At 52.3% G+C, this 8,527-nt stretch carries 10 protein-coding genes; 4 read left to right on the top strand and 6 right to left on the bottom strand.

Annotated elements, in window-relative coordinates; translation table 11 throughout:
• Nucleotides 1–117: 117 nt before the first annotated feature.
• On the top strand, nt 118–411 hold the full coding sequence (locus tag ACLQ7H_RS12520) for an I78 family peptidase inhibitor (RefSeq protein ID WP_037374799.1): 294 nt from the start codon (nt 118–120) through the stop codon (nt 409–411).
• Nucleotides 412–451: 40 nt separating this feature from the next.
• Here the strand turns inward: ACLQ7H_RS12520 and cfa are convergent, their stop codons facing one another.
• Both cfa and punC read right to left on the bottom strand, forming a co-directional pair.
• Nucleotides 452–1,603 (bottom strand): cyclopropane fatty acyl phospholipid synthase, encoded by a 1,152-nt coding sequence (gene cfa, locus ACLQ7H_RS12515; protein ID WP_411752946.1) that lies wholly within the window; start codon nt 1,601–1,603, stop codon nt 452–454.
• A 340-nt stretch (nt 1,604–1,943) separates the two neighbouring features.
• A complete protein-coding gene (gene punC / locus ACLQ7H_RS12510; protein ID WP_411752945.1) occupies nt 1,944–3,149 on the bottom strand; it encodes a purine nucleoside transporter PunC in 1,206 nt (401 codons plus the stop codon).
• A 125-nt stretch (nt 3,150–3,274) separates the two neighbouring features.
• Here punC and punR point away from each other — a divergent pair, with 125 nt between their 5' ends.
• Nucleotides 3,275–4,195 (top strand): DNA-binding transcriptional activator PunR, encoded by a 921-nt coding sequence (gene punR / locus ACLQ7H_RS12505; RefSeq protein ID WP_411752944.1) that lies wholly within the window; start codon nt 3,275–3,277, stop codon nt 4,193–4,195.
• A 53-nt stretch (nt 4,196–4,248) separates the two neighbouring features.
• Here the strand turns inward: punR and purR are convergent, their stop codons facing one another.
• Nucleotides 4,249–5,274, bottom strand: a complete 1,026-nt coding sequence (gene purR, locus ACLQ7H_RS12500) for an HTH-type transcriptional repressor PurR (RefSeq protein WP_411752943.1) — start codon at nt 5,272–5,274, stop codon at nt 4,249–4,251.
• Nucleotides 5,275–5,598: 324 nt separating this feature from the next.
• Between purR and ACLQ7H_RS12495 the strand changes: the two genes are divergently transcribed.
• On the top strand, nt 5,599–5,688 hold the full coding sequence (locus ACLQ7H_RS12495) for a YnhF family membrane protein (protein ID WP_158645289.1): 90 nt from the start codon (nt 5,599–5,601) through the stop codon (nt 5,686–5,688).
• A gap of 63 nt (nt 5,689–5,751) precedes the next feature.
• Here ACLQ7H_RS12495 and sodB read toward each other — a convergent pair whose 3' ends face one another.
• The gene (gene sodB / locus ACLQ7H_RS12490) at nt 5,752–6,330 is read right to left on the bottom strand and encodes a superoxide dismutase [Fe] (protein ID WP_411752942.1); all 579 of its coding nucleotides are present in this window, start codon (nt 6,328–6,330) and stop codon (nt 5,752–5,754) included.
• Between the two features lie 229 nt (nt 6,331–6,559).
• The gene (locus tag ACLQ7H_RS12485; RefSeq protein WP_411752941.1) at nt 6,560–7,375 is read right to left on the bottom strand and encodes a C40 family peptidase; all 816 of its coding nucleotides are present in this window, start codon (nt 7,373–7,375) and stop codon (nt 6,560–6,562) included.
• A gap of 409 nt (nt 7,376–7,784) precedes the next feature.
• Between ACLQ7H_RS12485 and ACLQ7H_RS12480 the strand changes: the two genes are divergently transcribed.
• Nucleotides 7,785–8,132, top strand: coding sequence for a Grx4 family monothiol glutaredoxin (locus tag ACLQ7H_RS12480; protein ID WP_172413932.1), 348 nt, complete (start codon nt 7,785–7,787; stop codon nt 8,130–8,132).
• An 84-nt stretch (nt 8,133–8,216) separates the two neighbouring features.
• Here ACLQ7H_RS12480 and ACLQ7H_RS12475 read toward each other — a convergent pair.
• On the bottom strand, nt 8,217–8,527 hold a 311-nt coding region (locus tag ACLQ7H_RS12475), incomplete at its 5' end, for an exonuclease domain-containing protein (RefSeq protein ID WP_411752940.1).

Here is an 8,527-nt window from a genome sequence, read left to right as displayed (position 1 = left end):
GTGGTGGATACCGTCGAGCGTGTGCTAGCCAATCGTGAGGCTGCGTTAGCTGTCACCAAGCCGCCAGTAGCCAAAGCCTGAGAATCCTGTACCGATAACCCTACATAGGAGCCAAACGTGAAGTTTTACGGGAAAACGATGATGCTAGCGGCGCTGTTGGCGCTGACCGCCTGTTCAAGCTCCCCAGAACAGGCGAACTCACAGTCTGCCGAGGCTGAAGATGATACCTGCGGTGCATCGCAGTATCAGAATTATGTGGGTAAACCGTTGTCTGCGTTGGACGGGGTTAATATTCCCCAGCAGGTACGGACTATTCCTTATAACTCTATGGTAACCATGGACTTCAATCTAAAGCGCTTGAACTTCCTGGGTGACAGTGAAGACAAAATCATTCGCGTTTATTGCGGTTAATAACCCTTTACCCCAACCCTGTGGGTTGGGGTAAAGGATTTTAGCGGGGAACTCGCAGACCGCCTTCGACGCCTTTAGGGCTGAATACCACCTGCCAAAGTTGAATGTCGCGAGCGCGGAACGCCCCTGCGCAGGCATTAAGGTAATAACTGAACATCCTTTCAAAACGTTCGGAATAGCGCGATGCTAGCAGTGGCCAGCTCTGTTTGAAACGTTCATACCAGGCCATCAGGGTGCGATCGTAATCTGCGCCGATATTATGCCAGTCCTCCATGACGAAACGGCCTTCGCTGGCCTGGGCAATATGTTTCACCGACGGCAGGCAACCGTTGGGGAAGATATATTTATTGATCCACGGATCAACGTTCATATCGGTCTCGTTGGAGCCAATGGTATGCAACAGGAAAATACCATCGGGTTTTAAGTTACGTTCCACCACCTCGAAATAGGTGCGGTAGTTCTTCGGCCCGACGTGTTCGAACATGCCCACTGAAACGATGCGGTCAAACTGTTGGTGGAGGTCGCGGTAATCCTGCAGCAGAATTTCCACGTCCAGCCCGGCACAGCGTTCTTGCGCCATTTTTTGCTGTTCGGCGGAGATGGTGACCCCCACCATGGAAACGCCGTAGTGCTTGGCCGCATAAGCAGAAAGACCGCCCCAGCCACAGCCGATATCCAATACCCGCATACCGGGCTGCAGGTGCAGTTTTTCGCAAATCAACCGTAGCTTGGCCTCTTGGGCTTCTTCCAACGTAGTGGCCTGTTGCCAATAGCCGCAGGAATATTGCATATAGGGATCCAACATCTGGGTAAATAAATCGTTACCCAGATCGTAATGCTCTTTGCCAACGATCCAGGCACGTTTTTGGGATTGCAGATTGGTCAGGCGGGCGGCGGCAATACGCAAGATATCTTTCAGGTGGTGGGGGAGTTTCTTTTCCAGGCCGGCTGCGACAACCCGCTGAAAAAATATGTCCAGCCGTTCACATTCCCACCAACCGTCCATATAGCTTTCGCCCAGCCCCAGGGAGCCGTCTTGCAGTACGCGTTTAAAGAAATTGGGATTGTTGATCTGAATATCGAAAGGGCGTGAGCCATTGATTTCAATACCGGCCATGCTAAGCATTTCATGAGCGATACGATACCAATGGTTATCCTGGATGCTCAGATCTTCTATACACGATGAACTCATAGCTTCTCCATCACCTTCTTCTGACTGATGAACCTGCAAAATTTAGCGTAGACAATTTCTGCAGGGGCATACGTATACCTACGGTAGAATTTCACCGTGGTGTCTGAAATCCGACTGGAACAGAGGAAATTTAAGAGACTCCCTGCGTCAAAGGACACGGGTAAATGTTGCTTTAAATAAAGTGTGATGCCACCCACGTACGCAACAGTTGCTGCAATAAGAGCTTAGTATAACTGTTATTCTAAAAGGTTGTTTTTGAGTATAGGCTTGCCGAGACGTAGACTCAACTGCAAATCGCGCTCGGCAAGAACTTTCATTAAGTGATTATTTACAAAAGTGATTATGACGCGGAGTCCGCGTGCTCTTGCCGCGTTACCTGTGTTTCATCCGTTCCTTTCCCTCGTTGGATCAGATAACCCAAGGCCGCCAAAAATACGGTGGCAACCATTACGGTGGCAGTGGCTAACAACGGCTGGGCGATAAATGCCGAGACCAACAGGCTGGCTATAAAACATAATCCCAACTGCAACGTGTTTTGCAGCGCAGCGGCTTTGCCACTGTTGTTGGGGAAGGGCATTAACGCATTGGCCACTAGAATAGGATAGCTGGCACCGTTGACTAACGCCATAAAGCAGAACGGGATCAACAGCGTGGTCAACGTCGGTTTGCTCAAGGTGGCAATCAGATACAACGCCACCATGCTGATGCCATAGGCTACCAGCAGCCATGGCAGCAAGGCTTTGCCAGAAATGCGATTTAACGCGCTACGGCAGCTGTAACCCCCTAATAAGAAAGCCAGCGTTTGCGGCACATAGCTCAGGCCAATATCATTTGGGCTATACCCCATATCGCCGAGGATAAAGGGTGAACCGGTCAGCCAGGCGAAAAAACCGGCAGAACAGGCGGCAAAAACCATCACGTTGCCGCTGAACACCGGGGATTTTAAGATCTGCATAAAGCCAAGACTGGGCTTCTTATCGGCGGAAGGCACCAGTCTGCTGCGGTCTTTCAGCAATAAGGTGGGGATCAGCAACAGGGCGGTAATCCCCAGCAGCACGGCGAAGATGGCCCGCCATCCCATATGATTGAGCAGCCAGGCACCCAGCAGCGGGGCCAGCGCCGGAGAGAGGGCGACCAGCGGCATAATGGAGGCGAAAACGCGGTTGGCTTTGCCATCGCGATAGCGATCGACCACGATCGCCTGCCAGGTGACGGCGGCAGAACACACGCCAATGGCTTGAATAAAGCGCAGTGACCACAGTTGTGCCACGTTCTCGACCCACAGCATACCGAGACAGCCGACGGCGAACAGCGCCAGGCCAATCAATAACACGGGCTTACGGCCAATACGGTCGGACAGTGGACCCCACAGCAACTGGGCGAAGGCGAAGCCTGCCAGGAAGATACTCAGGCTGGCGCTGATCGCCCCAGCGGAGATTTGCAGATCCTGCTGCATTGCCCCAAAGGCGGGCAGGTACATATCGGTAGCCAGATAGCCCAACATACTCAGGCCGGCCAGGTAGAACATAAATCCAAAATTTCGCATTGCTGTTTCTCGTTAAAATTATGTTGTCGCAGGTTTTGAAGCGCCGGCAAGTGTATACGGCTGGATCTCTGCTTGTGAAACGGTAATATTTGCAAGGTGCTGTTAAAAAATTTGAAGGCAAGATTATGTGGTCTGAATATTCCCTCGATGTGGTAGATGCGGTAGCGCGGACCGGCAGTTTCAGCGCGGCAGCACAGGAGCTGCACCGCGTTCCTTCTGCAGTGAGCTATACGGTGCGCCAACTGGAGCAATGGCTAGCGGTGCCGCTGTTTGAACGCCGTCACCGCGATGTGGAACTGACGCCAGCGGGGGCGCTGTTTATTAAAGAAGCGCGGGTTGTTATCAAAAAAATGCTCGATACCCGACGACAGTGTCAGCAGGTGGCCAATGGTTGGCGCGGGCAACTGCGGATTGCGGTCGATCTGATCGTCAAACCGCAGCGCAGCCGCCAACTGGTACTGGATTTTTATCGCCACTTCCCCGACGTGGAACTGATGGTGCAGCCGGAAGTGTTCAACGGCGTGTGGGATGCGCTGGTGGATGGCCGCGCGGAGATGGCTATTGGCGCAACGCGGGCGGTACCCGTGGGCGGCGGTTTTGCCTTTCGCGATATGGGCTTTATGAATTGGCTCTGCGTAGTGCATGCCAAGCATCCGCTGGCTGCCTTGCAAGGAAAACTGCGCGACGATCAGCTACGACCTTATCCCTCGCTGCTACTGGAAGATACGTCGCGCAATTTACCTAAGCGGGTGACCTGGTCGTTAGACAACCAGCGGCGGCTGACCGTGCCGGACTGGGTTTCGGCGGTAGATTGTTTGCGTGCCGGGCTATGTGTGGGCATGGTGCCCGCGCATCGGGTATTGCCGCTGGTACAAAGTGGCGAACTGGTGGTGTTACCACTGCATGAGCCTTTCCCGCCTAGCGCCTGCTGCCTGACCTGGCAGCAAAACGCCCAATCTCCGGCCATGGCCTGGCTGTTGGACTATCTGGGCGATAGCGAAACGCTCAATCAGGAATGGCTCAGTGAAGAGATGCCGGGTGGTTAATCGGGCGCTGCATGCGGCGCCCTACGGAGAAATATGGGGTTAAGGCACAGTATTTAGCGACGGTAATCGATAAACGGACCATCGACCACGGAGCGGCGCTCGATCAGTTTTGGATGCACTTCAATCACCTGTGACTCTTCACGCTTGCTGATGATGCGATCTAACAGCATGGTGAAGGCCATCTCGCCCAGGCGTTCTTTTGGCTGGTGAATGGTGGTCAGCGCCGGAGTGAAGTAGCGCGCGTTACGCACGTTATCATAGCCAATGACCGAGATATCCTGCGGTACACGCATCCCCAGCTCGTCGGCGGCGCAGATCGCCCCCATGGCCATAATATCGCCGCCACAGAAAACGGCGGTTGGGCGATGCTTTTGTGACAGGATCTGATGCATGGCTTTGTAGCCAGATTCGGGCTCGAAATCCCCCTGCACGATCCATTCTTCGCGCACTTCGATGTTGGCTTCCTGCATGGCCTTCAGAAAGCCCTGGTGGCGACCTCCGCCGGTATTACGCGCCAGCTGACCCGGAATGGCACCGATGTCCCGGTGGCCACGTTCGATCAAGTAGCGGCCGGCCAGGTAACCGCCTTCGAAGGCGTTGTCGATAATGGTATCGGTGAAGTCTCCGCGTGCGGTACCCCAATCCATCACCACCATGGGAATATTACGGTAATCTTCCAGCATACCCAGCAGTTGATCGGGATATTCTGAGCACATCACCAGCAGGCCATCGACGCGTTTTTGCGCCAGCATCGCCAGATAGGCTTGCTGCTTATCCAGGTTATTGTGCGAGTTACACAAGATCAGGGTATAGCCTTTGCTGTAGCAGCTGTTTTCTACCGCTTCGATCACTTCGGCAAAATAGGGGGCCTCGCTCGAGGTGGCGAGCAAACCGATCGATTTGGTGTGGTTGACCTTCAGGCTGCGGGCCACGGCGCTGGGTGAATAGTGCAGCTCTTTGATGGCGGCCCAAACGGCCGTTTTGGTATCTTCGGCGACGAAACGCGTTTTATTGATAACGTGCGAAACGGTAGTGGTAGAAACGCCAGCGCGTTTGGCCACATCTTTAATCGTTGCCATGTAAAAAATGACTCCTAAACCCACATGTTACAGCATGTAAGTATGATGTTAATCGTTTGCCTGCGTAGATCCTTTCCCAGAAAAGCGAAAACTGAGTTTTTAGTGCTGAAGTCGTAAATCGCTTGAACAGGGAGGGGCAGTTTATCGGTACGCAGTTGTGAACTGCGGATTTTGTCGCATATTGAAGAAAAGTGGAAGAGCTAATCGGTAATTATCAGCGGGGAAATCAAAACAAGATTTTAATCACGAACTGTGGGAAAATGCTTTGACGTATAAACTGTGTGGCTTATGCTCTGGAAAAGCCAATCTGAGAGGGAGTTGTATATGGATACCGATTTGAAGATGTCATTACTCACCACCGTGGGTGCCTTGGCAATGATTATTGCTTTCAGTTTTATTGCCGCATTGAACTGATCCGCAGCAGAAAAACAGAGGCGCAGCTTGATGCCGCGCCTTATTATTAGCTAGCCACCCGCGTTAAGCCAGGTTTTCTGCCACGAACGCCCAGTTCACTAACGCCCAGAAGTTTTCCAGGTACTTTGGCCGCGCATTGCGGTAGTCGATATAGTAAGCATGTTCCCACACGTCAACGGTCAATAGCGGAACGTCTGCGCCGGTCAGCGGGGTTGCCGCATTCGAAGTGCTGACAATCGCCAGACTGCCGTCCGCTTTTTTCACCAGCCAGGTCCAGCCAGCGCCGAAGTTTTTCACGGCGGCATCGGTGAACTGCTCTTTAAAGGCGGCGAAAGAGCCGAATGACTTATTGATGGCCTCTGCCACTGCGCCCGTTGGCTCGCCACCACCTTGCGGTGATAAACAGTGCCAATAGAAGGTGTGGTTCCAGACCTGGGCGGCGTTGTTGAACATGCCGCCAGTGGAGGTCTTGACGATCTCGACCAGGGATTTGCCTTCGAACTCGCTGCCTTTCACCAGATTGTTCAGGTTAACCACGTAGGTGTTATGGTGCTTGCCATAGTGATATTCCAGCGTTTCTGCAGAAATGTGCGGTTCGAGAGCGTTTTTCTCATACGGTAATGCAGGTAATTCAAACGACATTGCTTTCTCCTTTTATAGACAATACGCCTCTCCGACGCTGCAGGCCTAAGTGACCGAAGGCGGAAAAACGCAATTGTACCACTTTTGTTGTGGTTATTAATCTTAACAACTTTCCGGGGGAAAAGAACATTCAAAGTGTGCCAAGTGACTGATTGTTTAAAGTTGCAGCGGCTTTTTATTTTTTGGGGAAAGGGGAGCACGGCTGAGCAGCAGGCTCAGCCGTGCTAGGTCAACGAATGGTGGTGGGGGTTACCACGCGGCGGGCGCCAATGTAATGATTCTGCCAATAGTCGTTATCCAACTGACTGATACGAATTTCTTCACCGGTGCGCGGTGACTGAATGAATTTACCGTTACCGAGATAGACGCCAACGTGATCGGCAGTGCCACGGTTATTGATACGGAAGAATACCAGGTCGCCCGTTTCCAGCTCATTACGCTTGATTGGCGCAGCATCACGCAGGTGGTACATTTCGTTGGCGGTACGCGGCATTTTGATTTTCACGACGTCTTTATACGCGTAATAAATCAGCCCGCTGCAGTCGAAGCCAGTGCCAGGTGAAGACCCACCCCAGCGGTAAGGCTTGCCCATTTGACCCATCAGCTTGGCCATGGCGGTCTGCTTGGCGCGCTGATAGCGTTTTTTGTGAGCGGCGGAAAGTTTCAGTGGCTTTTCGCGGCCAGCCAATTTTGCCGTGGCCTTGCCTTCTTCACGATGGCGACCATAACCTTTTTTATAGCCTTTTTTAGGTGGGGTTACTTTGAGCTTGGCCGTTTTGGTTGCCCGGCTCTTGGTTTTAACGCTGGTGGTTTTTTTGGCGGTCTTTAAGGATGCAGGTTTGGTTTTTATCGTCTTTGGAGGGGTGACTGCCTTCACTTTTTTATTGGCTTTCTCCGCTTTCTTTTTCTTGCGGTCGTCTGGCCGGGCTTCATTAACGTGACTCTTGCGCTGCTCGGCAGAAACACGTGCCTGTGGCGCAGCGTGCGCCAGATTGAAGAAGAGCTGCGTAAATAGCAGCACAAAAAGTGTAATAATTAACCGCATCTCGACGTTACCAACCTTGGCCCCGAAACAAAAATCGAATGAGTCACAGTATTCCTGAAATTCACCCTATAAAACAGCGTGGATCTCATAAATACTAAGCCATATTGTGAGAAAACGTTAATGGCATTTTTTTTGTTGCAAAATCAAACGCCTGGCGTCTAAAAAAACGTCAGGGATCATGAGTCTGACTTAATTCACGCCGCTATAGGGCGGCGTAAATATAATAGTGAAACGGTCGGATTAAAAATGTTATTCTGGGGCCATGTTTTAACCGGTTCGCTGTTGACGCAGTGATTGCTGCGGCAACCAGAAAATGCCCCTGCAAAAGATGGCGTTTTCTTGGCACCGGTCCTGCCGCTACAATAGCAGTGTGATGCATGTTGTAGCCATGATGTGGCTTGAGGAAGCAATAATGACGACGATTGAAAAAATTCAGCAGCAAATTTCTGCCAACCCGATCCTGCTGTATATGAAAGGCTCACCGAAATTGCCAAGCTGTGGTTTCTCTGCTCAGGCGGTACAGGCGCTTTCAGCCTGTGGCGAACGTTTCGCCTACGTTGATATTCTGCAAAACCCGGATATTCGCGCCGAACTGCCAAAATACGCCAACTGGCCAACTTTCCCGCAGCTGTGGGTCGATGGTGAACTGGTTGGCGGCTGCGATATCATCATCGAGATGTACCAGCGTGGTGAACTGCAGCCGTTGATCAAAGAAACGGCCGAGAAGTATAAAGATCAGGAAGACCAGCAGCCTTAATGGTGCAGGGGTTTACCAAATAGAATCGGGCGGCACTGTCAAAGGTGCCGCCCGATTTTTTATGTCTGTCAGTTTGCCTGCAAACTATTGCGATTCAACGTTGGCAATCGGCCAGCCACCGAGACGTTTCCAGCGGTTGACCAGTTCACAGAACAGCTGGGCGGTTTGCTGGGTATCATACAGCGCTGAGTGTGCCTGGCTGCTGTCAAACGGCATACCGGCGGCGATACAGGCTTTGGCCAGCACCGTTTGCCCCAATACCAACCCGCTAAGCGCAGCGGTATCAAAGGTGGCGAACGGATGGAACGGGTTGCGCTTCAGGCTGGCACGTTCGGCGGCAGCCATCAGGAAACTGTGATCAAAATTGGCATTATGCGCCACGATGATCGCCCGGT

Origin of the sequence: Serratia sp. (in: enterobacteria) (assembly GCF_046715635.1) — a bacterium.
Taxonomy (GTDB): domain Bacteria; phylum Pseudomonadota; class Gammaproteobacteria; order Enterobacterales; family Enterobacteriaceae; genus Chania.
The sequence above is the reverse complement of the archived record's forward strand: the minus strand, read 5'-3'. Positions and strand labels throughout refer to the sequence as shown.